The organism is Rhodanobacter sp. G2-10, from assembly GCF_055809185.1.
Genome location: NZ_CM147900.1, coordinates 2,068,795 through 2,091,099, shown reverse-complemented (window position 1 = coordinate 2,091,099; position 22,305 = coordinate 2,068,795). Strand labels below are relative to the sequence as shown.

Sequence of the window (22,305 nt, the reverse complement as noted above, 5' to 3'; positions counted from 1 at the left end):
ATGCCGGCGCTCGAGGCCTGCACGTGTTTTCGCAGATGCTGCGCACGCCGTCTCGCGTCTGAATGGCATGGACTCAAGCGCAAAGTCCTGCCATTCCGTCATTCCTGAGAACGCAGGAATCCAGTGCCTTCCGCCTTCGCCGAACCGCCAAAGGCGGCTGGATCCTCGCTTTCGCGAGGATGACGAGCTTGAGGCAGTGCCATTCGCCTCGGGTTTGCATTTCGGCGGCGTCAGCGAGGTGACTTACGGCGCCCGTGTCATCAATCCACCATGCTGTGACTTTCGGTGGTGCCCATCAATTCCGGTTGTTGCGTGCTGCGGCGCTTGCGATGCAGCAGCGGGTGTACGAATACCGCCGCCAGGATCACGGTGACGCCGAGATAGAACCAGTGATCCAGCTCATGCTGCTCACCCAGCAGCACGATCGCCAGCAGGATCGCGTAGACCGGCTCCAGGTTGGTCACCATCTGGGTGCCGAATGCGCTCATGTGGCGCAGCGCAACCAGAGCCAGCGAGAACGGCAGCAAGGTGCAACCGAATGACAGCACCAGCAGCAGGACGGTGTCGTGGAGGTTGGGCAGCACGAACAAGGCACCCTGGTGCGGCAGCAGCGGTGCCAGCAAGGTGAGGAACGCGGTGCCGGTGCCCAGCTCAATGAATGTGACGGTGAGTGGATCACCCGAGTCGACCATGCGCTTGTTGAGCGAACCGAACAACGCCACGAACAAGGCGGACAACGCGCCTACCGCGATGCCGATGCGCATGTCGGTGGGCACGCCGCCGACCACCATCACCACGCCCGGCACCACCGCCGCACCAATCAGCAGCTCGCGCGGATCGAATTTGCGCTTGGTCAACCACGGCTCGACGAAGGCAAGAAACACCGGGCCCAGCGCGATGCAGGTGGCGCCGACAGAGGCGTTGGACAGCTTGATCGCCGCGTAGAAGGTCAGCCAGTGGAGCGACACCAGCACACCGATGCCGGCATAGGCGCCGATCAGCCGCCACGGCATCGCGCGCAGGTTGCGGCGCACTTTCGGCACCAGCAACAACGCCGCCGCCACCAGCAGCATGCGCCACCACACCAGTGGCAGCGCCTGCAGCGTGATCAACTTGCCCAGAATTGCGGTGAAGCCCCACAACAACACGCAGAAATGAATCTGCAGGCGGGCCAGGTTGGCAGGTTGCATGGGGATGTCGCGTGGGAGGGGTGTGCCTAGTCTAGCGCTGGCCGGTGCGAACGTCGCGATGTTGCAGCTCGCGTTTCGCCGGTGGCGAAGATGCTGATTTGCCAGGGGCCGAGATCTTGCCGGAGTCGCGCAATTGTTGCAGCACTGCCCGACACGTGTTGTCGCCGTCATCGTCGCTGTCGTGGCTGGGCGCGATCAGGGCGATAAGGGCAGCCGCTGGCGCCGCCACGGTGCCCAGTGCCACTGCCCCGGCGCCACGCAGCAGCAGCGGGCCTTTCTGGACCCCCACGTCAGGATGCTTCAACGTGCCGCGCACATACAACGGCGAACGCAATGACAGGATGCGCAAGCCCTTGGTGTGCGGCTTTACATCAAGATCGAGCTTTTCGGTCGCAAGGTTTACCGTGCCGTCCACGTTGATCACCGCATCTCCGGTATCGAAGACAAACAGGCGCAGGTCGAACACGCCGTTCTTCGCGGTCATGTCGGTGGCGGCGCAATTGATCTTAACGGTCTTGTCGCCGAACAGCTTGCCGATGATGATGTTGCCCACGTTGAGTCCGGCGGTTTCCAGGAGCGTCTTGCTTATCGCGCCGTCGTTCATCAGCAACTTCAATTCGCCGTTGGCGCTGCCGAGCAGCGCAGCGATCGAATTGCCTTCGGCGGTGAGGTCGGCATCACCATTTATCTCGCCGAAACTGGTGCGCATGGGAGCGAACTCGGGGAACAGCTGCTTCAGTTTCAGGTGACGCGCGTGGAGTTTCATCACGCCCGGCATCGGATGACGGCTGCCATCCAGGCTGATATTGCTGCGCACCTTGCCCCCGGCCACGCCGAAACTCAGCGGATCCAGATAGAGTGCGCCGTTGCTGAGCACCAGATGCGTGCTCAGCGAATCGATCGGCAGCGTTTTGCCGTGCTCGATGCGTGCGGCGGTAAAGTTCACGTCCGCATCCATCGTCTGCCAGCGGTCGGTTCGGAATGGCGCAACCGGCAGCAGCTTGTCTGCCGGCTGCGGCGTACCGCCGTCTTGCTTGTTCCTGGCGGAGTTCGGGTCGGCGCCGATCAGTGGCGCCAGATCGGCGAACCGCAACTGCTTCGAATGCAGGTTGCCGCTCAGCTTCGGCCGCGTGCCACCGGTGACGAACGACAGGCTGCCGCCCAGATCGCTGCCGCCGACCTGCCCACGAAAATCATCGTAGTCGTAGCGACTGCCGTCCTTGCCCAGCGTGGCTTTCAGATGACCTTCGGTGGCATAGGGCGGCGTGTCCGGCAGAGTGATGCCGGTCAACGGGTAAAGCCGGGCCATGCTGGAGCCGGAGAGCCACAGTCGCAAATCCAGTGCGCCAAGGTGGAGCGGATCGGTCAAGGTGCCGGCCAGCGCGATGCGGCTGTCGCCAATCTTGACGTCGGCCTGTACCGGAAAAGGTTTGCCGGCGTCCTGCAGCGCCAGCACCGCGCCTGTCTTGCCGTGGCCCTCGAGCGTACCGCCACGATAGGTACCCTCGGCTCTCCACGCGAATTGATAGGTGATCGACTGATCCGTTGTCGCGGGCTCATCGTGGGCGCTGCCCGGTGCCTTTCCGGTATTCTTCTTCGCCTGTTCCCGCGACTCCCTGGTTTGCTCGGCGACGATCTGGTCAAAGGGAATAGCCGCCTGCAATGGCGTTACGGTGATCCTGGCCCGGGTTTGCGTGGCGGCGTCATCCAGACGAATGACACCGTGACCAAACCCGACCGAGCCGATATCCAGACGCCAGGTGGACGGTGTGGTGGTCTGCGGCAGGTTGAAATCCCAGCTGGCGCGCCCTCGTTTGTCCCGTTCCAGGTCGACGCGGGGGTTGACCAGTTGCAGCGATGGCACGTGGATGCGGTGCGCCAGCAGCGCCAACGGCGACAACCGAAAGTGCAGCGCATCCAGCTCGGCGAACTGCGGTTGTGAGGCCCAATCCGGATTGGCGATGCGTATGTCGCGCGCCGTGAACTCGGGCCATGGCACCCAGGATGTCAGCCCGCTGCCGCTGCGATCACGCTGCCAGTCCACGGTGAGATCGCCGTCGATGGCAAACGGCCTGCCGATGGCCTGGCTGACCTTGTCGCTGATGAACGGACGCAGACGATTCCAGTTGAAGGTGGCGATCACGATCGACGCGAGCAGGATCAGTGCCAGCAAGACGCTGCCTATCGCCACGAGTGATTTGGTGCTTCGTTTCATGGGCTCGCTCCGTGCTCAGACGCCCCGGCGCGCGTATCCGGGTAGGGCGCGTGGGTCAGTCCCGACTCTACGTGAGTGATAGCCAACGGCATGGCAAGGTTACGTCTTCAAGCTTCGCTACTGTTCAGCTCGCGGCCGAACCCGTGGTTCTGGGGCGATTGCATCGACTGGTCGTCGACGACTTGCTTAACGAATGCTATACGGCCGTCTGGATGGCCATTCTGGAGTGAACTTTCCTGCCCGCCGATGATCTCAGGGCGTGCCGCTGGCCAGGCTGGCTGTTGCTCCGGCCAGGTGGCATCCAAGAAAAGGGTTTTCCTGAATATCTTGAATGGCTTGGAGGTGACCATCATGGGTACTTCACTTGAGCTCGGTCGTTTGTCGCCGATGAACTGGTTCCGCACGGACAGCGGGTCCCCGCGTGACATCAGCGTCCGCACGGATGACCGCCAGGATGTGCTGCCACTGTCGCGTCTGCATCGCGGTATCGACCGCATCTTCGAGGACTTCTTTGACGATTTCGGCCTGATGTCCGCCGGTTCCGGTTGGGTGTCGGGCGGTCAGGACATGCTTCGTCCGAAGGTGGATATCGTCGAGGGCAAGCAGGCCTATATGATCGAGGTCGAGGTGCCGGGCGTCGAGCAGCAGGACATCGACGTGCGGGTGCGCGAGGGCACGCTCACCATAGCCGGCGAAAAGCGCAAGGAGAATCGCGAAGATGGCGCGCAGATGCACCGCGTCGAGCGTAGCTACGGTGCCTTCCGACGCACGATTGAACTGCCGGACGATGTCGACGATGCCGCCATCAGCGCCCAGTTCAAGAGTGGCGTGCTGACCGTCACGGTTCCGCGCAAGCCCGAGGCCGTGCAGCAGAGCGAGGGCAAGAAGATCGAGGTAAGTGCGGCCTGATCGCTGCCAGTACGCGAGCGCCGGGCAATGGCCCGGCGCTCGCCTTTTTGCCTCTTGCGGTGCGGTGCGTTGCACGCGATGTCGGAGCGCCGGAATTCAGCCGCCCGGGTGATACACCCGCTCGGCATGCCCCTTCAATTGTTCGGGCCAGAAATACACCGTGCGCAGGTTGCCGGTGGTGTAGCGCTCGGCTTCGTCGTTGAAGTGCCTTGAGTCGGGGTGGCCGCTTTCGCCGCCGGCGGTGATCGCGCGGGCGTGCACCTTCGGGCCGAACTCGACGGCGGCCACAAAGCTGTTGCCGCTGGTGCCGTAGTAGCGTTTGGTGCCGGGCCAGCGGTGTGCGCCAAACGAGGCCAGTGAACCCCAGCGTGAGGAGGTGAATGGCACCGGGATGCTCGGCTTGCTGTCGTCGAACTTCTGCACGATGTCGCCGTTGAGGCGCTGGAAGCGATTGATCTCGCCCCATGGCACGCCCCAGCTGCCAAAGTCTTTCTCCAGTCGGTCGGAGGCTTCAACCAGGGCGTTGAGGCGCGCCTTGGCGCCGGCCTTGTCGGCCATCCTTTCGTAGACCGACAGGCCTTCGGCGGTGTCCGCCTTGCTCACTTCATCCCACAGGGTGTCGCCCCAGAACACTGCCAGCGAGGTCGGCATCGAGGCGATGCCCCAGCGGTAATCCCAGTCGCGCAGCATCTGGATTTGTCCCGCGAGTTTCTTGCGCAGCGGATCGTTGGCCGGCAGCGCGTCGTAGTCGGCAATCAGGATCGGCAATTGCCGCGCGAACGCCGGCAGGTACGAGTCGAACGCGGCGGTGATCAGCGACGGCAAGGTGACGTTCCTGATGCCGGTGAGCAGGCGGGTGGCGTGCAGGCCGCGCGGGTTCTCGCCGAACGTGTCCATGTAGTGCGGGTAGTCGGCTTTCTTCGGGCTGTACGGGCCGGCAGCGGAGTAGGGCCAGTCGTTGGTGTTGAAGGTCCAGCCGTTGGGCGGGTTGATCACCTGCGGCAACTGGTCCAGCGGCGTCAGTCCCTGCCAGTCGGTCGCGGGATCGCCGCCGTCGACCGGTTTGGTGTAGTCGAAGCGGTTGTCGCGTCTGGGCACGAACTGCGGCAGCAGGAAGGCGATCTCGCCCTTGTTGTCGGCGAACAAGGTGTTGTTGGACGAGTTGGCCTTGAGCTCGGCCACCTTCATGTAGCTGGCCAGATCGTGCGTCTTGGTGCGCAGCCAGCTCTGTTCGAGCGCCGGGATCGGCTTGTTCATCAGCGCCTCGGCGATCCACTTGCCGTCCGCCTCGCGCACGATTGGGCCGTGATGGGTGAAATACGCGGTGAACGTGCGTTGGGCCAACGTGCCGTCCTTGGTGCGATACGACACGGTGATCTGGCGCGAGGTGACTGGCCGCAGCACCTTGCCGTAGCGATAGAACAGCTTGCCGTCCCGGTGCACGATGGTCTCGGCGAATTCGTCGACCACGTCGGTGCCGGTCGAGGTGTGCATCCAGCCGACATGCTTGTTGAAGCCCTGGTAGACGAAGAACTGGCCCCAGGTCACCGCGCCGTAGGCATCGAGCCCTTCGTCGCTGGACATCTGCAGTTCGGAGCGGAAGAAGAACGAGGTGTGCGGATTGATCAGCAGCAGCGCATGGCCGTCGACGGTGAGCTTCGGCGCGATGGCGATGCCGTTGGAGCCGGTCGGTTCGGCCCAGCTGGGGCGCGTCTGCACCTGTGCCAGCGGCGCGTCGGTGGTGGTGCCGTAGAACGCCTTGAGCGGCCCCAGCTCCACCCGTTCGATGTCACCGCCAATGCTGCCTTCGGTAAACGAGAGCGCCATCCACGGCTCGAAATGGGTGATCACGCGCGGATGCACATCGGGGTGCGTGGCGAGGTAGTAATTCAGTCCGTCCGCCCAGCTGTCCATCAGCTTGCGCAGCCAGCGCGGGCTCTGCGCGTACAGCTTCTTGAGCTCGGTCGGGTCGATGAACAGGCGCTGGCGCAGGTCCTGCCACAGCGCGGAGTCGTCCGCATCCTTCGCCTCGGCCAGCCGACCCAGCGAGATCAGGTAGTTGGTCTCGACCCGGTTGAAGTCATCCTCGGCCTGCGCATAGGCCATGCCGAACACCGCGTCCGCATCGGTCTTGCCGTGCACGTGGGCGATGCCCCAGTCGTCGCGGGTGATCGTCACTGCCCGCGCCTGGTGTTGCCAGCGGGCCTGCTCGGTCGAGTTGGCCTGGACCGTGCCGGTCAGGCACAACGACAACAGGCCGACCGTGGCCAGCGCGATCAACTTGCTTGGAATCTGTGTGCTCATCTGCTGCCCCTTGTTGCGCGTAATCACTTCGCAAGCGTAGCCCATGGCAAAACCCCACCCGCCTTCGGAGTGTACGTCTGTTATTGCCCGATCAGCTGTCGAAACGTTCGCGCAAGGCGGAGCGATGGCGCCGACTGCAGGGAATCGTTGCGCCATCACGTAACGTCAGCCGGGCGTCGCCTGTTTCCAGTGGTTCGATCTGGGCCAGGTAGTCGAGATTGACGAAGTAGCTGCGGTGTACGCGCACGAAGCGCGCCGGGTCCAGCCGCTCCTCGATCGCGGCCATGGTGGTGCGCAACGGGTAATCACGACCACGCACATGCAGGTTCACGTAATTCCCCGAAGCCTGCAGCCACTCGATCTCGCCCGCGTTGAGCAGGAACTCCCGGCCCAGCTTGCGCACCAGGAAGCGCTCGGGTCGCTCGACGGTTTCGGTGGGCGGTTCGCCGTCGGGTTCCGCCAGCAGACGCGCCTCACCCTGCCAGCGGACGAGCAACAGTCGCGACAGGCACAGCAGCACGATGATCAGGAAATAAGTGCGGAAGTCCTTCAGGTATTCGTAGCCGAAGCGCGCTCCGAACTCGTAGTGCGAGCCGACTGATGCGTAGGCCAGCTTGCGCAGTGCGACCATGCCCAGCACATGGACTACGCTGAAGGGAATCGTCGCCAGCAGGTGTCGCGGCAGGCTGTGGCGCCAGGTGTCGAAACGGAACGGCCAGCGTCGTTCCAGCGCAATCACGGAGGGAATCAGTGCCAGGATGACGATCGAGCTGCTGCACTCCCATACCCAGGGCTCCCACCGGGCCACGCGCGCGTGGTCGATCTCCGAGACCAGCCCGTTGAACAGGGTAATGAGGGTGGTCAGCGTGACCCAGAAAGCGATTTCGATGGGGCGCCGCCAGCGCTGGAAGTCCTGGAAGCCGAAGCCCGACTGTTGGTTCATGCGCCGATTTTACGCAAAGCGCTTGCGGTTCGTCCCCATCGGCCCACCATCCGTCCCCGGGAGGGATCGCTCCGTCACCCGGCAGGCGACCGCAGGCCGGCTTTCTTGCAGCATGGAGGCCGACTCCATCACCGAGGTCCGTCATGAATCGTCGCGATCTGCTCAAGGCCGCCATCGCCGCATCGTTCCTGCCGTTGGCGCTGTCGCCCGTCGGGCGCCTGCTGGCCAGCCCGCGCCGAAGTCTGTTGCGCAGGGTGCGCCCGGGCAATCCTGCCTGGCCGACACCGGCGACATGGGATGCGCTGAAGCAGCGCGTCGGCGGTCGCCTGCTGAAGCTGCAGTCGCCGTTCGCGCCGGATGCGCCTCCTGCGGCCCGGGCTGAAGCGCTGGCGCAGCTGAAGAACCCGTTCTACCTCGGCGACCAGCCGGCCCTGACCCAGACCAGCGGCTGGGCCGATGCGTGGACGTCCCAGCCCAGTGCCTACGCGGTGGTCGCCGAAAGCGCGGCCGATGTCGCCGCCGCCGTGGATTTTGCGCGTGAACATCGGCTGCGCCTGGTCGTCAAAGGTGGCGGCCACAGCTATCAAGGCACCTCCGACGCGCCGGACTCCTTGTTGATATGGACGCGGCGGATGAACCAGATCCGGTTGCACGACGCGTTCGTGCCGCAAGGTTGTTCGGTGGCGCCGCAGCCGGCCGTGAGTATCGGTGCCGGCGCGATGTGGATCGATGCCTACGACGCGGTGACCACCAAGGGTGGCCGCTACGTGCAGGGTGGTGGCTGCACCAGCGTGGGCGTGGCCGGGCTGGTGCAGAGCGGCGGCTTCGGCAGCTTCTCCAAGAACTACGGCACGGCCGCGGCCGGGTTGCTCGAGGCCGAGGTGGTCACCGCCGATGGACAGGTGCGCATCGCCAATGCCTGCAACCATCCGGAACTATTCTGGGGTCTCAAGGGCGGCGGCGGTGGCAGCCTGGGCGTGGTGACCCGGCTGACCCTGCGCACGCGCGAACTGCCGGCGTTTTTCGGTGCGGTGCTCGGTACGATCGGAGCCTCCACCGATGCGGCGTATCGCGCCCTGATCGCGAAGGCGATCGAGTTCTATCGCGGCAACCTGTTCAACCCGCACTGGGGCGAGCAGATGGGCTTCAGTGGACGCAAGCTGCACTTGAGCATGCTGTGCCACGGGCTGGATCAGGCGCAGATGGAAAAGGTCTGGAGGCCGTTCCTGGCCTGGGTAGAGGCGCACGCGGAACTTCGTTACGTCGACGCCGTGAAGATTTTCGCGTTGCCCGCTCAGCACATGTGGGACGCGGACTTCATGAGCCGGCATGCGCCAGGCGTGATGATCGCGGACGAGCGACCGGGCGCGCCGAAGCATCACGCCTATTGGTCCACGAACGTCGGGGAAGCGGGCTGGTTCCTGCACGGTTACCAGTCAGCGTGGTTGCCGGCGTCACTGCTGCATCGCGATCGCGGGCGTGCCTTGGTGGATGCACTGTTCGACGCCGCGCGCGAGTGGAGCGTGGAACTGCATTTCAACAAGGGCCTGGCCGGCGCAGCGACGGCGGCGGTTGCCGCGGCAAAGGACACCGCGACGAACCCGCAAGTGCTTGATGCTTTTGCGCTGGCGATCGTTGCCGGCGCCAGCGCGCCAGCTTTTCCCGGCATGCCGGGCCCCGGGCCGGACCTGGTGAAGGCAAGCCGCGAAGCTGCGGCGATCGGGCGGTCGATGGAGGCGTTGCTCAAGGCAGCGCCACATGCCGGGGCCTATGTTTCGGAAAGCAACTATTTCCAGCGCGACTGGCAGCGCGCGTTCTGGGGTTCGAACTATCCGCGACTGGCCGCCGCCAAGCGCAAGTACGATCCCGACGGCTTGTTCGTGGTGCACCACGGCGTGGGCAGCGAGGATTGGAGCGCGGACGGCTTTTCCCGTCGGGCGTAAAACCCCGTTCTCGCGGTGTTGGTGGCGTTACGATGGCCGCCACGCCGGTAGAACGAGCAGGTCGATGCGCGAGTACGCCTTCACACCCTTGCCGCCACGCACGCCGATGAGCGACGCCGAGCGGATCGACGCCGCGGCGCGCTTTGCAGCGGAAATGTCGCAACGGCGCACGGTGCGCGACTTCGCCGATACGCCGGTGCCGCGCGAGCTGATCGAGCATTGCCTGCGCGCGGCCGGTTCCGCCCCCAGCGGCGCCAACCAGCAGCCATGGCGTTTCGTGGCGGTGTCCGATGCGGGGCTCAAGCGACGCATCCGGGCGGGTGCGGAAGCCGAGGAGCGCGAGTTCTATGAACGGCGTGCGCCGGACGAATGGCTGCAGGCGCTGGCGCCGCTGGGTACCGATGCCAGCAAACCGTTCCTCGAGGTAGCGCCATGGCTGATCGCGATCTTCTATGAGCGCTTCGGGCTGGATGCGCAGGGCAACAAGCACAAGCGCTACTACCCGCAGGAATCCACCGGCATCGCCACCGGCTTGCTGATCGCCGCCCTGCATCGCGCCGGGCTGGCCACGCTGACGCATACGCCCAGTCCGATGGGTTTCCTCAACGAGGTGTTCGGGCGCCCGCGCAACGAGATGCCGTTCCTGTTGCTGGTGGCAGGACATCCGGCGGCGGGGTGCCGCGTACCCGCGATCGAGCGGTTGCCGCTGGCGACGTACGCCTCCTTTCTGGAATAGCTCATCGCGCCAACCTCCGAGTCGTCGCCGGCTTGTGATTGAACCCACCCCTTGACTCTGGACCTAGATCAATGGTCTAGACTCACCTCATGAACAAACCCAATGGCTCATTCACCATCGGTGTCGTCGCCAAGCGCGTCGGCGTGGCGATCGACACGATTCGTTACTACGAGCGCGAAGGCTTGCTGCCCGAGCCGGAGCGACGCGCCTCCGGTTATCGCAGCTATGGCCAGGGCACGATCGCGCAATTGCGTTTCATCCGGCGCGCCAAGCATCTGGGTTTCACGCTGGAAGAGATCCGCGAACTACTGGCCTTGTCGGCCGATCGCCAGCGCGGCGTGAAGGCCGTGAAGAAACGGGCGCAGCAGCGGTTGGCGGCGATCGAGCAACGCATCGTCGAATTGCAGCGGGTGCGTGACGGGTTGGCGGAGCTGGTTGAATCGTGTCCCGGGCATGGCGCGCCGGAGCACTGTCCTATTTTGCGGGCACTGACGGATGAAGAGGGCGAATCATGAACGCACACGGTAGCTGCTGCGCGACCCACGAAAGCAAGCCGAATGGTCAGGTCACTGACCCGGTGTGCGGCATGAAGGTCGATCCGCATACTGCGAAACATCAGGCCGAGCATGCGGGCCATCCCTGGTATTTCTGCTCGGCAGGTTGCCGCGAAAAGTTCATCGCCGATCCACCGGCCTACCTGCACGGCAAGCCCGCGCCGAAGCCGGCTCCGGCCGGCACCATCTACACCTGTCCGATGCATCCGGAAGTGCAGCAGGTCGGTCCCGGTTCCTGCCCCAAATGCGGCATGGCGCTGGAGCCGATGATGCCATCGCTGGATGAGGATGACGGTGGCGAACTGGTGGCGATGACCAGGCGCTTCTGGTGGCTGGTGGTGCTGACGGTGCCGGTGTTTTTGCTGGCGATGGGGCCGCACATGTTCGGCTGGCATCTGCCGTCACCCTGGGGTGGCGTGACCGTCTGGGTCGAGGCCGTGCTGGCGACCGTGGTAGTGCTCTGGGGCGGCGCGCCGTTCTTCGCGCGTGGCTGGCGTTCGCTCAAGCCATGGCACCCGAACATGTACACCCTGATCGCGCTGGGCACCGGCGTGGCCTGGGCGTACAGCGCGGTCGCGTTCCTGTGGCCGGAGATCTTTCCGGCCGGCTTCCGTGACGCGCAGGGCAGGGTCGGCGTGTATTTCGAGTCGGCCGCGGTCATCGTTACCCTGGTGACGCTCGGCGACTTCCTGGAGCTGCGCGCCCGTCGGCGCACCGGCGCGGCGCTGCAAGCCTTGCTCGGGCTGGCGCCGAAGACCGCGCGGCGCATCGCGGATGACGGCAGCGAAAGCGACGTGCCGCTGGACGAGGTGCAGGTCGGCGACACGCTGCGCGTGCGCCCCGGCGAAAAGGTGCCCGTCGACGGCGTGGTGCTGGAGGGCGAGAGCCATGTCGACGAGTCGATGCTCAGCGGCGAGCCGATGCCGGTGGCCAAGCAGGTGGGCGATGCGCTCACCGGCGCCACCGTGAACCAGGATGGCGCGCTGACCATGCGTGCGCAGAAAGTTGGCGGCGAGACCATGCTGGCGCAGATCGTGGCGCTGGTGGCGCAGGCGCAGCGCAGCAAGGCGCCGCTGCAGCGGGTGGCCGACAGGGTGGCGGGCTTGTTCGTGCCTGCCGTGGTGGCGGTCGCGGTGGTGGCGTTCGCGGTGTGGGCGGTATTCGGTCCGTCACCACAGTTCAGCCATGCACTGATCGCGGCGGTGTCGGTGCTGGTCATTGCTTGTCCGTGTGCGCTGGGCCTTGCCACGCCGATTTCGATCATGGTCGCCAGCGGCCGTGGTGCGCAGCATGGCGTGCTGTTCCGCGATGCCAGCGCGATCGAGACCCTGCGTGACATCGACACCCTGGTGGTGGACAAGACCGGCACCCTGACCGAGGGCAAGCCGAGCCTGACGGAGCTGGTGGTGCTGGGCGAATTGCCACGCGAACGCCTGCTGACACTGGCGGCGGCACTGGAGCGACCCAGCGAGCACCCGCTGGCAAAGGCTATCGTGCAGGCCGCGGAAGCCGAGGGCCTGAGCTTGCCCGACCCGGCGGACTTCCGTTCGTTGACCGGTCGCGGCGTGACGGCCAGCGTCGAGGGCAGTGCGGTCGTGTTGGGCAACGCGAAAATGATGGACGAGGCTTCCGTGGCAATCGGGGGCGAGGCACATGCCCAAGCCGAAAAACTGCGCGGGCAGGGCGCGACGGTGATGTTTCTCGGTGTCGACGGCACGCTTTCCGCGCTGCTCGTCGTGGCCGACCGGATCAAGCCGGATGCGTCCGCGGCGATCAACAGCCTGCACGCTTCGGGCCTGCGCATCGTGATGCTCACCGGCGACAACGCCACCACCGCGCAGGCGGTGGCTGACACACTGGGCATCGACGAGGTCCATGCGGACGTATCGCCGGCCGACAAGGCAGCAGCGGTGGAGCGCCTGAAAGCCGAAGGTCACCGCGTGGCGATGGCCGGCGACGGCATCAACGATGCCCCGGCGCTGGCCGTTGCCGACATCGGCATCGCCATGGGTGGCGGCACCGATGTGGCCATGGAGAGTGCGCAACTGACCCTGATGAAGGGTGAACTTGGCGCCATCGTGCGTGCGCGCAGGCTGTCGCAGGCAACCGTGCGCAACATCCACCAGAACCTGTTCTTCGCCTTCATCTACAACGCGATTGGCGTGCCGGTGGCGGCCGGCGTGCTGTATCCATGGTTCGGTATCGTGCTGTCGCCGATGATCGCGGCGCTGGCGATGAGCATGAGTTCAGTGTCGGTGGTGAGCAACGCGCTGCGCTTGCGCAACGTCGAGCTGTAGCGCCTGGCGTTTATGACGGCTGTCATCGGCGAAGCTTGACGGCTGCTTCTGCAACCATCGGAGCCTGCGCGGCATCATTTCTCCACACCAACCCGGTGCAGGGAGAAACATCATGAAAAAGCTCTACGAAGACTCTGGCTTCATCGGATGCCTGGCGTTGTTGTTCGCCACACTGGTCACGGCATCGACCGTGCTGGCGCTGTTCCAGCCCGGTTCGGTGCCGCTGGTCTGAGTTTTTGCATGGTGTCCGGACCAGCGGCCATGTGTTGCGTGGGTCGATCAGAGCGCCCCCATCCGCCCTTCGGGCACCTTCCCCCGCTTTGCAGGGGAAGGAAAGTTTCACGCAGCCGATGCGGCAGAGCGTCTGCCGATTTCCCTTCCTCCGTTTACGGGGGAAGGTGCCCGAAGGGCGGATGGGGGCGCTTTTCAGGACAATGCCAAGTCAGCTGGCTTCTTGCCTGGTCAAGCTGCCTGGCTACGGAGTTCTGCACAGTCGATACTTGATCCACGTTGCCTTAAGCTTCCGCGCTTCGGTCGGTGCGTGATGCGATGTGGCGCAGCACGCTGGATCCATCATCATCGAAGTGGACAGGCATGGCCCGCAATCTAGCCGAATGGCTGGCGTATCAGGATCGCGTCAACGTACACAGCATCGAGCTCGGGCTCGATCGCGTGCGTGAAGTGTGGCAACGCATGGGCGCGCCGCGCCCGGCGCCGCAGGTAATCACCGTGGCTGGCACCAATGGCAAAGGCTCCACCGTAGCGTTGCTCGAAGCGATGCTTGCCGCAGCGGGACGTCGCGTGGGTGCATTCACCTCACCACACCTGCTTGTCTACAACGAACGTATCCGCATCGACGGCGCCCTGGCGGAAGACGACGCCCTGATCGCCTCCTTCGAACGGATCGAAGCGGCCCGTGGCGAGCTGCCACTGACTTATTTCGAATTCGGCACGCTGGCTGCGCTGGACCTGTTCGCGCGTGCCGGTGTCGATGTGGCGGTGCTGGAAGTGGGGCTGGGCGGACGGCTCGACGCGGTGAACATCATCGACGCGGACGTGGCGGTGATCACCACCGTCGACCTCGACCACATGGCCTGGCTGGGGCCCGATCGGGACAGCATTGGCCGGGAGAAAGCCGGTATTGCGCGTCGTGATCGCCCCGCGATCCTGGGCGAACTGGATCCGCCCAACGGTCTGCTGGCGGCGCTGGCCGAATGCGGTGCGCTGGTCCAGCGGGCTGGCCGCGATTTCGAAGTCGAGCACCATGCAGATGGTTGGCGCTGGCGCCACCGTGACGGCATGGCCATGGAGTTGCCTGATCCGACCCTTTCGGCGCCGGTCCAGTACGCCAATGCGGCGGCGGCGATCGCGGCGTTGCATGCGCTTGACGGGGATGTGCTTTCCCCCAGCGCATTGTTTGCGGCGGCCAGCGCCGGTCTGCACGAGGTACGGATTGCTGCGCGGTTGCAGGCATTGGGTGGCGAGCCACGTTTGTTCGTGGATGTGGGTCACAACCCGCAGGCGGCGCGAGCGCTGGCGGAATGGCTGGATATGCAGCCAGCCGGCAGGGTTCATGCCGTTTACGGGGCGCTGGCCGACAAGGACGTGGGTGGCGTGATGGCTGCGCTCGGCACGCGCATTGACCACTGGCATCTGGCCGGGCTGGAGCAAGCCACGCCGCGTGGTCTCAGCGCGCCAGCGCTGGTGGCGACTCTGCGTGAAACGCTGCCCCAGGCACGATTTGAAGCGTACGCGGACGTCCCGGCGGCGTTGGCAGCGGCGCAAGAATCCGCGCGGCCGGGCGAGTGCATTCTGGCTTTTGGCTCGTTTTTCGTCGCCAGCGCGGTGATCGCTGAACAATCCGCGTGAGCAGCGCCATGGCTCCCGGCGCTGGCAGGTATAATCCGGTCGTTGCGCATTGCGTTTGCCGTCCGGGAGCGAAAACTTGAAAACACGCCTGCTGGGAGCTGCCGTCCTGATCGCGTTGGCGGTCATTTTCGTGCCGATGTTCTTCTCCGGAAGCCCGCCTGCGCCGGGCAGCGACAAGTCGGTCAACCTGACAATTCCGCCGGCTCCCGATCGTGACCTGCAAACCAAGACGATGAGCCTGAACCCGGGTGCCGCGGTGGCCGCGTCCAGTCAGGCAGAGGGTTCGAGTGACCGCATCGCGACCGTCACCATCGATTCGAATCGCCCGCGTGACGTGGAGCTCGATCCGGAAGCCGGCCGCAAGCCGGCCCCGACGACGGTGGTCACCGGCAGCGGTGCGTCACCGACCCAACCGGTGATTCCGCAGCGCAGCGCTGGAACCACCACGGCAGCGGCAGCCACGACGCCGCCGTCGGCAGCAGCGCCACCTGCCAAGCCTGTTGTGGCCAGCGCATCGCCTGCCAAGCCGGCCCCGGCGGAACCCAAGCCCACACCTCCGGCCGCGGCAACCGGTCATGGCAGCTACACGCTCAACCTCAGCGCCTACGCCAGTGCCGCTGGCGCAGCGAAGTTGCAGGGCCGCGTGCGCGCGCTGGGCTACCCGGTGAGCGGTCACTCGATCACGCGGGCTGGCAAGCCGCGCACCCTGGTGATTGCCGGGCCGTTCGAGACGCGCACGGCGGCCGAGGCAGCGCGTCTGAAAATCATCCAGGCCATTCCCGGAGTTCCCGCCAAGCTGGAGCAGGATGAGCACGTCGGCAGCACACCCGCCCCGGCTGCGGCTGCGGCCGACTCGGGCAAACCAGGGGGCTGGGCAGTGCAACTGGTCGCGGTGAGCAGCCACGCCGATGCGAATGCCTTGCGCGACAAGCTGCGCCAGGCGGGTTTTGACGGCTTCGTCGACTCGGTGCAGTCCGGCGGAAAGACGCTGTGGCGCGTGCGCGCGGGTCCGCAGACCCAGCGGGCCGAAGCCCAGCAGGTGCACGACCAGATCAAGGCCAAACTCGGCATCGACGGCAACGTCGTTTCCGTGCCTTGATGCCATTCATGTCCTGTATTGCGCGGCCGCTGACCATGAAAATCCGGACAATTCCGCCGATACGCCATTCCCGTGGCTGTTCAGTCATTGAAAGGGCGGTCGCGCGGCAAACCAGGTCGGCGGCGCGCGAAGTGAACTGGATTCTCCCCCTCACGCAAATGAGGCCCTGGACGCCGGCACGTTCGGGCATTCCGGCAGTTCGGAAGCAAGGATGAACTGGGTAGACGGAATTATCCTGGGCATTCTGGGCCTCTCAGTCCTGATCGGACTGATGCGCGGTCTGGTCGCCGAGGTCCTGTCACTGGTGATATGGGTGGCGGCCTTCGTGGTGGCCACGCTGTTCGGCCCGGATGTGGCCGCGTTGTTCGAGAACACGATTTCCCTGTCGGTAGCGCGGGTCAGCGTCGGCTACGCGATCTGTTTCATCAGCGTGCTGCTGCTCGGTGCGATCCTGCGGTTTGCAGCCCGGCGACTGATCTGGAGCACGGGGCTGACCGGTATCGACCGCTTGATGGGCGTGCTGTTCGGCTTTGTACGCGGTGTGCTGGTGGTGACCTTGGTGGTGTTCCTGGTCGGGCTTACCGCCATGACTCGTGAACCGTGGTGGCAGCACTCCACCTTGTTGCCGCAGTTCCAGGCCAGCGCCGCTTGGTTGGGCCAGAATATCCCGGCGAACGTGGCCGACCATCTGCATCCCGAGGCCGTGCTGAACAAGTTGAAGTCCGAACCGGTGCTGCAGCGGCAGGCTCCCGCGGCTGCTTCGAGTTCCCCGCCATCATCAAACCTGCTCGGTCGCGTCGCACATTCCGACCTACTCGACCAGGTCCACAACTTGTCCGGTCGGCTGAATGACCCCATGTCCGCCCGGCGTCCGCCACCGGCACCACGCGCGGGTCAGGACCCGGCAGCGACGGGCAGTGTTTCCAGTCATCCCCTGCAACCTTGAACAAGCATCCCTGAAACAGGCCACGAATCATGTGCGGAATCATCGGCATCGTCGGTACCACGGAAGTGGCGTCGGCGCTCTATGACGGCTTGACGGTGCTTCAGCACCGCGGCCAGGACGCGGCCGGAATCGCCACCGTGGACGGCTCGCGTTTGCGCCTGCACAAGGGCAACGGCCTGGTGCGCGACGTGTTCGGCCAGCGCGCGATGAGTGATTTGCGCGGACGCATCGGCATCGGTCATTGCCGTTACCCCACCGCAGGCTCGGAAGGCTCGGCCGAGGCGCAACCGCTGTACGTCAACTCCCCGTATGGCATCGCCTTCGCGCACAACGGCAACCTGGTCAATACTGAAGCGCTGCGCCGCGAGATGTTCGAGGGCGACCGGCGCCACATCAATACCGATTCCGATTCGGAAGTGTTGCTCAATGTGCTGGCGCATGAGCTGCAGATCCAGGACCGCATGCAGCTGACTCCCGACCACATCTTCAAGGCTGTGGCGGGCGTGCACGCGCGAGCGCGCGGCGGCTATGCGTGCATCGCACTGCTGCTGGGCTACGGCCTGGTGGCGTTCCGCGATCCGCACGGTATCCGGCCACTGGTGCTGGGCGAGCGCATCACCGCCGAGGGTCACGAGTATGCGGTGGCCTCCGAGTCGGTGGCGCTGGATGTGCTCGGCTTCAAGCTGGTGCGCGACATCATGCCGGGCGAGGCCGTGATCATCACCGACCATGGCCAGTTGCACAGCCGTCGTTGCGCCGAGAACGCCGTGCACTCGCCGTGCATCTTCGAATACGTCTACCTGGCCCGCCCGGACTCGATGATCGAGGACGTCTCGGTCTACAAGGCGCGCCTGCGCATGGGCGAGAAACTGGCCGAGAAGATCCTGCGCGAGCGCCCCGACCACGGCATCGATGCGGTAATCCCGATTCCCGACACCGCACGCACCGCCGCCAGTGCGCTCGCCGGCGCGCTGGGCGTGCCGTTCCGCGAAGGCTTCGTCAAGAACCGCTACATCGGCCGCACCTTCATCATGCCGGGGCAGGGCGAGCGCGTGAAATCGGTGCGCCGCAAGCTCAACGCGATCGACCTGGAATTCAAGAAGAAAAACGTGTTGCTCGTCGACGACTCGATCGTGCGCGGCACCACCTCGAAACAGATCATCCAGATGGCGCGCGAGGCTGGCGCAAAGAACGTCTACTTCGCCTCCGCGGCGCCGCCGGTGCGCTATCCGAATGTCTACGGCATCGACATGCCATCGACCAGCGAGCTGATCGCTGCCGGCCACACCGAGAAGGAAGTCGAGAAGCTGCTCGGCGCCGACTGGCTGATCTATCAGGACCTCAAGGATCTTGAATGGGCCGTGCAGGACGGCAATGAAAACCTCCGGCACTTCGACACCTCATGCTTCTCCGGCGAATACGTCACCGGACTGGACGACGAATATCTGGCACAGATCCAGATGCTGCGCTCCGACGATGCCAAAGCCGCGCGCCGCGTGGTTTGATCCTGTCGGGAATCGGGAATCGGGATTTGGGATTTGGGATTTGGGAATCGAAAATGCAAAGCATCGACCGCAGGGCGGGCTCCTGCACGTAGCTCATGACTGACCTCCACGCCGCTGCCAAGCGCTGTCTCGACGCTACCGCTCCGGCCGACAAGCTGCGTCTGACTCAAGCCACCTGGCAGGCGTTCCTGGCCGGCGACTTGCACGCAGACCCATCTGCGTCGCCGCCGGAACCGATCGGTCCACCCGGCCGGCCGGCAAAGCCGACGCTGGTCAATGCGCGCAAGCTTCCGCAACGCGGTCTCGGCAGCGCCGAAGGTCGTGCTGCACTGGTGCACGCGGTAGCGCACATCGAATTCAACGCGATCAACCTGGCGTGGGACGCCGTCTACCGATTTCGCGGCAAACCCGACGACTACTATCGCGACTGGGCCAGCTGCGCCCATGATGAAGCGCGTCACTTCACCATGCTGTCCGAACGGTTGGCCGAGCTCGGACATGTGTACGGCGATTTCGACGCCCACGACGGCCTGTGGCAAATGGCCGAGAAAACCGCCGACAACGACACCGCCCGCATGGCCCTGGTACCACGCGTACTGGAAGCGCGCGGGCTCGATGTCACCCCCGGCATGATCGAGCGATTGCGCCACCTCGGCGACGAGCGAACCGTGGCCATACTCGAAGTCATCCTGCGCGAGGAAGTCGCCCACGTCGCCGCCGGCACGCGCTGGTACCACCATTGTTGCGAACGCGATGGCATCGAGCCGGTGGCAACCTTCTTCGGCCTGATCCGCGATTACATGGGTGTCGATCTGCGTGGACCGTTCAATCGCCCGGCGCGTGCTGAAGCGGGGTTTTCAGATCTTGAAATCGATACGCTCATCAACCTCGCCGAGGGACTTCGCACGCGACCTGGGCCGCTCTAGCCATCGGGCGGAATATCGCGCTAAGAGCCCGCCGGGCTTGAGCAACCAGGACGAGAGCGCGGCTGCGCGAGGATAGACACCTGACAATCCGCCAGCTGATCGTGCTGCTTTCGTTGATCGAAGGTCAGCGGCACCAGCTCGGCCCCGCCGACAGGGCTATCGCCCGACTGCATGTGGCGTTTGTTCGGGACGTGGTATTTCATGCGGCGGGATGCGTGGCGCAGTTGCATCCGTCGCGATCTGCGCCCACCAGTCACTACTTTGCGCCACCGGAGTATTTACCGCGTCGGCAGTTTGCACATGCGCCATGGGCGCATGCGGCCCGTGCTGCATCGCGAAGGCGCGTTCACCGTTCCCGCTCAAGGCGACCTCGTCGATGCAGGTGAGACCCTCGCGGCGCGCCTCAACGGCGAGCGCTGCAGCGAGGTTGTCGCTGCGCACATCGGAGTGCCGACCGATCTGTGCATCGATCTCCTGCACGCCAGCGAGGGCCTGTTGGTACAACGCGTGACCAGGATGACTGGCATCGTTCAATAGCACGGCAGGCGGATGGGCTTTTGCCTGCAGGGCTTGAGTGAGCGCGTGCTGGGTCCGAGTTCCAACCTTGCCATCGACGGCAAGATGATGGTCGCATTGGAAGGCCTCGACGGCGTGGTGCGTATCGGCACCGAAGTTGTCGTCCACTTTCAGCGAGTGCCCCCGCGTACCGGTATAACCCAGCGTGGCAAGCTGCGACTGCAAAGCGCCAATCGCAGGGCCGTGATTACCTTGTTTCAGGATGCTGCCCCGCGCCTGTGTTTGAGCCAGCGCGATCGCATGCTGCATGGTCGGTCCGTTGTATACCGCGATCAGATGCTTGGCGTACAGCGGATCGGTGGCGTAGCCCGCTTTTTGCAGCGCGGCCGCTTCCTTGGCGAAATCGCCTTTGGTCCCTTCATCGAACAGGCCAGCCTTGGTGTAGCGGGGGTTATCCTGCAGGAACTTGACGCGGTCGCGCAGAGCTTCTTCCGTCGACCCGTACACGCGGAAGTCCTGGTCTTTCCAGACCTTCTGGCCGTTTTCGATTTCCCAGACCTTGAAGGTCTTGCTCGGCCCCTTCCAGTCGGCAGACGCCTTGATGTTGAAGATGTTGTGGGTGCCAGCCAACACGTGTTGGCCCCAACCGGTTTCCTGGGCTGCCTGCGCCAGGAGCAGTTCCTTCGACATGCCGGTTTCCTGAGAGATCTTCACCGCAGCCGGATAGATTTCGGCGATGAATTTGTCTTTATCGGACATGCTGCTTTTCCTCGACGGGCGCGAGATCGCTGTTCATGCGTACGGTGAAGGCTGTCTGGACACGCGGGGATGATTGCGACAGGTCATGACCCGACATGATCAGGGTATGGTCCTTCCATCGGAAATGGCTTGTCCCTTCGTCCACCCACGCGCTGAACATCCCTGGCAACTCAATGTCCCGCTCTGCCTGTACCTCACCCGTGGCGGGGTCGAGCGCCACCACACGCAACAGCGTTTGTGACAACGTCTGCTGGGGCTGGGTATCGGATTGCAGCAGCACGAACAGCTTGCTGTCGGACCAGGCGCAGTGTGTGGCGCGGCTTTGGAATGTGTGGGCGGGTAAGGCGAGCTGATCCACCCATCGCGGCTGCGCGCCCTTTCCCTCAGTGACGTAGGCGACAGGCCGCTGATTCATGCCGTCCTCGTCTGTTTTCGCACCTACCACACAGCGTTCTCCTTCGGGTGCCGGCTCGGATGCGTATTCGGAGAAGTTGGCTGGAATGTGGGCTGGAGAACGACTCGTCGGCGTTTGGATTACCGGTCGTGTCGGAGGCACAGGGAGAGGTGAGGATGGGCTCGCTGCGCCAGCGACGGTCTCTGGCGTCGATCCATTCGTGGCTTGATCCGTTGATTGATGAGACTGGCATGCAGATGTAGCGGCGAAGAACAACGCAATCCAGAGGATGTGGAATCGTTTCACGGTAATCGACTCGGTATGGACGGGTTTGCAGCGTTGGTGGCACGCGTGTGGGTGCAGCGCCCTAGGGCACCGAGCCCCACTCGGCGATGATGGCGTGCAGGATGGCAGCGTTGGTCGCCACGTTGGCGCCGGGACAGGTCATCAGATATTGGCGGCGCAGCTGCGCCGTAGCGGGCGCGTCGAAGTAGGGATCGAACACCACGAGGCTGAAGAAGTAGTTGGTTGCGGGAGTGCAAGCGGGGCCGCCCGTGGTTCCCGAGCCGGACATGCCAGCCATGCAGGTGTAGACGGTGCAGGGGTCCACGCTTTGTGCGCGGACTGGCGCGATGGCCAAGGCTGCGATGGTGCCAAAGGCCAGAACGACAAACAGGGAGTGGAGTTTCATGACATACCTCCGATGTGCTGGGTGGCGCGGTGATGTGGGCGCTCGATGATGAATGTGGACAACACGCGGGCTATTGAATCCGCACCGGGAGACTGCAGGCGGAGTAGTAAGCGCGACACGCGGTATCACCGGCATCTGTGCACGTCTTTATGCCCATTTTGACCGCTTCATCGATAGTGGGAGCGCTGCCTGAGTTGTGCCCCGTGGTGCCTACGACTAATGCCGCGCATTGATCGTAGTAAGTGATTTCAACCTTGCACTCTGATCCGCCGTTTGACCGACAATTAGCGAGAGCAGCTTCTTCTGCGCTGTTTCTATCGAGCTGGTCGACCGATGCCCCAGCACTGCTATGTGCAAAATCAGTCGCAATTGCCCCCCATCGGGATTCCCATCGAGGCGGTGGTAGCCGGGGTTGTACTTGCTGCTGGTTATTGTTGTACCCCGGAATGGGGGCGCAACCCACAGGACCCTGTGCCCCGGGTGGATTGGTGGGAAACATGCCGGGCGGG

19 protein-coding genes are annotated in these 22,305 nt (G+C 64.5%); 10 read left to right on the top strand and 9 right to left on the bottom strand.

Features of this window, described 5'->3' with window-relative positions; translation table 11 throughout:
* Window positions 1-260: 260 nt before the first annotated feature.
* The 3 genes from AC0L58_RS09635 to AC0L58_RS09625 form a co-directional block, all read right to left on the bottom strand.
* The gene (locus AC0L58_RS09635; RefSeq protein ID WP_473688674.1) at window positions 261-1,196 is read right to left on the bottom strand and encodes a DMT family transporter; all 936 of its coding nucleotides are present in this window, start codon (window positions 1,194-1,196) and stop codon (window positions 261-263) included.
* Between the two features lie 25 nt (window positions 1,197-1,221).
* Window positions 1,222-3,405, bottom strand: a complete 2,184-nt coding sequence (locus AC0L58_RS09630; protein ID WP_473682819.1) for an AsmA family protein — start codon at window positions 3,403-3,405, stop codon at window positions 1,222-1,224.
* A 107-nt stretch (window positions 3,406-3,512) separates the two neighbouring features.
* On the bottom strand, window positions 3,513-3,758 hold the full coding sequence (locus tag AC0L58_RS09625; RefSeq protein WP_473682817.1) for a hypothetical protein: 246 nt from the start codon (window positions 3,756-3,758) through the stop codon (window positions 3,513-3,515).
* Here AC0L58_RS09625 and AC0L58_RS09620 point away from each other — a divergent pair.
* Window positions 3,757-4,314, top strand: coding sequence for an Hsp20/alpha crystallin family protein (locus AC0L58_RS09620; protein ID WP_473682815.1), 558 nt, complete (start codon window positions 3,757-3,759; stop codon window positions 4,312-4,314). The two genes, AC0L58_RS09625 and AC0L58_RS09620, sit on opposite strands and share 2 nt — an antisense overlap.
* Before the next feature lie 96 nt (window positions 4,315-4,410).
* On the opposite strand, the gene AC0L58_RS09615 is transcribed toward AC0L58_RS09620, so the two are convergent.
* Entirely contained in the window at window positions 4,411-6,618 is a 2,208-nt protein-coding gene (locus tag AC0L58_RS09615; RefSeq protein ID WP_473682813.1) for a penicillin acylase family protein, read from the bottom strand.
* Window positions 6,619-6,709: 91 nt separating this feature from the next.
* Complete coding sequence (locus AC0L58_RS09610) at window positions 6,710-7,561, bottom strand: LytTR family DNA-binding domain-containing protein (protein WP_473682811.1); 852 nt, start codon at window positions 7,559-7,561, stop codon at window positions 6,710-6,712.
* A gap of 143 nt (window positions 7,562-7,704) precedes the next feature.
* Here AC0L58_RS09610 and AC0L58_RS09605 point away from each other — a divergent pair, with 143 nt between their 5' ends.
* The 9 genes from AC0L58_RS09605 (at window position 7,705) to AC0L58_RS09565 (ending at window position 19,436) form a co-directional block, all read left to right on the top strand.
* On the top strand, window positions 7,705-9,504 hold the full coding sequence (locus AC0L58_RS09605) for an FAD-dependent oxidoreductase (RefSeq protein WP_473682809.1): 1,800 nt from the start codon (window positions 7,705-7,707) through the stop codon (window positions 9,502-9,504).
* A gap of 64 nt (window positions 9,505-9,568) precedes the next feature.
* Entirely contained in the window at window positions 9,569-10,240 is a 672-nt protein-coding gene (locus tag AC0L58_RS09600) for a nitroreductase family protein (RefSeq protein WP_473682807.1), read from the top strand.
* 89 nt (window positions 10,241-10,329) lie between these two features.
* Window positions 10,330-10,755 carry a MerR family DNA-binding protein gene (locus tag AC0L58_RS09595; protein WP_473682805.1) on the top strand — a complete coding sequence of 142 codons (426 nt, stop codon included), beginning with the start codon at window positions 10,330-10,332 and terminating at the stop codon, window positions 10,753-10,755.
* Window positions 10,752-13,091 carry a heavy metal translocating P-type ATPase gene (locus tag AC0L58_RS09590; RefSeq protein ID WP_473682803.1) on the top strand — a complete coding sequence of 780 codons (2,340 nt, stop codon included), beginning with the start codon at window positions 10,752-10,754 and terminating at the stop codon, window positions 13,089-13,091. Before AC0L58_RS09595 ends, AC0L58_RS09590 begins: the two co-directional genes overlap by 4 nt.
* 594 nt (window positions 13,092-13,685) lie before the next feature.
* Entirely contained in the window at window positions 13,686-14,960 is a 1,275-nt protein-coding gene (folC, locus tag AC0L58_RS09585; protein WP_473682801.1) for a bifunctional tetrahydrofolate synthase/dihydrofolate synthase, read from the top strand.
* A 76-nt stretch (window positions 14,961-15,036) separates the two neighbouring features.
* Window positions 15,037-16,059 carry an SPOR domain-containing protein gene (locus AC0L58_RS09580; RefSeq protein WP_473682799.1) on the top strand — a complete coding sequence of 341 codons (1,023 nt, stop codon included), beginning with the start codon at window positions 15,037-15,039 and terminating at the stop codon, window positions 16,057-16,059.
* Window positions 16,060-16,270: 211 nt separating this feature from the next.
* A complete protein-coding gene (locus tag AC0L58_RS09575; protein WP_473682797.1) occupies window positions 16,271-17,005 on the top strand; it encodes a CvpA family protein in 735 nt (244 codons plus the stop codon).
* A 29-nt stretch (window positions 17,006-17,034) separates the two neighbouring features.
* Window positions 17,035-18,510, top strand: coding sequence for an amidophosphoribosyltransferase (purF, locus tag AC0L58_RS09570; RefSeq protein ID WP_473682796.1), 1,476 nt, complete (start codon window positions 17,035-17,037; stop codon window positions 18,508-18,510).
* Between the two features lie 95 nt (window positions 18,511-18,605).
* The gene (locus AC0L58_RS09565) at window positions 18,606-19,436 is read left to right on the top strand and encodes a ferritin-like domain-containing protein (protein ID WP_473682794.1); all 831 of its coding nucleotides are present in this window, start codon (window positions 18,606-18,608) and stop codon (window positions 19,434-19,436) included.
* Between the two features lie 156 nt (window positions 19,437-19,592).
* Here AC0L58_RS09565 and AC0L58_RS09560 read toward each other — a convergent pair whose 3' ends face one another.
* The 4 genes from AC0L58_RS09560 to AC0L58_RS09545 form a co-directional block, all read right to left on the bottom strand.
* Window positions 19,593-20,711 (bottom strand): XVIPCD domain-containing protein, encoded by a 1,119-nt coding sequence (locus tag AC0L58_RS09560; protein WP_473682792.1) that lies wholly within the window; start codon window positions 20,709-20,711, stop codon window positions 19,593-19,595.
* Window positions 20,701-21,126 (bottom strand): hypothetical protein, encoded by a 426-nt coding sequence (locus tag AC0L58_RS09555; RefSeq protein WP_473682791.1) that lies wholly within the window; start codon window positions 21,124-21,126, stop codon window positions 20,701-20,703. The genes AC0L58_RS09560 and AC0L58_RS09555 overlap by 11 nt, the downstream gene beginning before the upstream one ends.
* A 346-nt stretch (window positions 21,127-21,472) precedes the next feature.
* Entirely contained in the window at window positions 21,473-21,796 is a 324-nt protein-coding gene (locus AC0L58_RS09550) for a hypothetical protein (RefSeq protein ID WP_473682789.1), read from the bottom strand.
* 70 nt (window positions 21,797-21,866) lie between these two features.
* A complete protein-coding gene (locus tag AC0L58_RS09545; RefSeq protein ID WP_473688672.1) occupies window positions 21,867-22,295 on the bottom strand; it encodes a DUF4189 domain-containing protein in 429 nt (142 codons plus the stop codon).
* Between the last annotated feature and the right edge of the window lie 10 nt (window positions 22,296-22,305).

Bases quoted from the DNA above. Each gene is read 5' to 3' on its own strand.
- AC0L58_RS09565 (WP_473682794.1), top strand. From the start codon at position 18,606: ATGACTGACCTCCACGCCGCTGCCAAGCGCTGTCTCGACGCTACCGCT.
- AC0L58_RS09575 (WP_473682797.1), top strand. From the start codon at position 16,271: ATGAACTGGGTAGACGGAATTATCCTGGGCATTCTGGGCCTCTCAGTC.
- AC0L58_RS09545 (WP_473688672.1), bottom strand. From the start codon at position 22,295: ATGTTTCCCACCAATCCACCCGGGGCACAGGGTCCTGTGGGTTGCGCC.
- AC0L58_RS09610 (WP_473682811.1), bottom strand. From the start codon at position 7,561: ATGAACCAACAGTCGGGCTTCGGCTTCCAGGACTTCCAGCGCTGGCGG.
- AC0L58_RS09605 (WP_473682809.1), top strand. From the start codon at position 7,705: ATGAATCGTCGCGATCTGCTCAAGGCCGCCATCGCCGCATCGTTCCTG.
- AC0L58_RS09595 (WP_473682805.1), top strand. From the start codon at position 10,330: ATGAACAAACCCAATGGCTCATTCACCATCGGTGTCGTCGCCAAGCGC.
- purF (WP_473682796.1), top strand. From the start codon at position 17,035: ATGTGCGGAATCATCGGCATCGTCGGTACCACGGAAGTGGCGTCGGCG.
- AC0L58_RS09630 (WP_473682819.1), bottom strand. From the start codon at position 3,405: ATGAAACGAAGCACCAAATCACTCGTGGCGATAGGCAGCGTCTTGCTG.
- AC0L58_RS09625 (WP_473682817.1), bottom strand. From the start codon at position 3,758: ATGATGGTCACCTCCAAGCCATTCAAGATATTCAGGAAAACCCTTTTC.
- AC0L58_RS09555 (WP_473682791.1), bottom strand. From the start codon at position 21,126: ATGAATCAGCGGCCTGTCGCCTACGTCACTGAGGGAAAGGGCGCGCAG.
- AC0L58_RS09620 (WP_473682815.1), top strand. From the start codon at position 3,757: ATGGGTACTTCACTTGAGCTCGGTCGTTTGTCGCCGATGAACTGGTTC.
- folC (WP_473682801.1), top strand. From the start codon at position 13,686: ATGGCCCGCAATCTAGCCGAATGGCTGGCGTATCAGGATCGCGTCAAC.
- AC0L58_RS09550 (WP_473682789.1), bottom strand. From the start codon at position 21,796: ATGAAACTCCACTCCCTGTTTGTCGTTCTGGCCTTTGGCACCATCGCA.
- AC0L58_RS09590 (WP_473682803.1), top strand. From the start codon at position 10,752: ATGAACGCACACGGTAGCTGCTGCGCGACCCACGAAAGCAAGCCGAAT.
- AC0L58_RS09600 (WP_473682807.1), top strand. From the start codon at position 9,569: ATGCGCGAGTACGCCTTCACACCCTTGCCGCCACGCACGCCGATGAGC.
- AC0L58_RS09560 (WP_473682792.1), bottom strand. From the start codon at position 20,711: ATGTCCGATAAAGACAAATTCATCGCCGAAATCTATCCGGCTGCGGTG.
- AC0L58_RS09615 (WP_473682813.1), bottom strand. From the start codon at position 6,618: ATGAGCACACAGATTCCAAGCAAGTTGATCGCGCTGGCCACGGTCGGC.